Annotated in this window: 1 protein-coding gene; it reads left to right on the top strand. The window is 44.1% G+C overall.

Annotated features, from left to right (window positions below):
• Nucleotides 1-372: hypothetical protein (locus Q5762_RS37405; RefSeq protein ID WP_315896769.1), on the top strand; the 372-nt coding region annotated here is incomplete at both ends.

The raw sequence follows: 372 nt of genomic DNA, 5'->3' as shown, positions 1-372 counted from the left end.
CCTCAACCTGTCTCAGCGATGGTGTACTATGGCGATGATCGCGGCGGAAACTTCTGGACAGAAAGCTCAGCTCAGGGACAAATTCTAAACGCGTTAGGGTTTATCATAAGCCCGCTTCCAGATAGGCTTAAAAACAACCATCAAATGGGAAAACGTAAAGATATTGTTCCGGTCAACGGAGAACACTTTGCTGATGCCATTACTGGCCGCTCTATTTTGTTATTTTCCGCCGATGACACCGCTATCGAACGAGTAAAAAACAACAAATTCATCGCCTACTTACCCGTGATCAAACAAGGAAATATTTTTCCAATGGGCAATGATTCTTTCCGGCTCGACTACTATAGCTCGATGAATTTACTGACCACTCTA

This window comes from Streptomyces sp. P9(2023), assembly GCF_032436795.1.
Lineage (GTDB): Bacteria > Actinomycetota > Actinomycetes > Streptomycetales > Streptomycetaceae > Streptomyces.
Note: the sequence above shows the minus strand (reverse complement) of the source record. Positions and strands in the feature narration are given on the sequence as shown.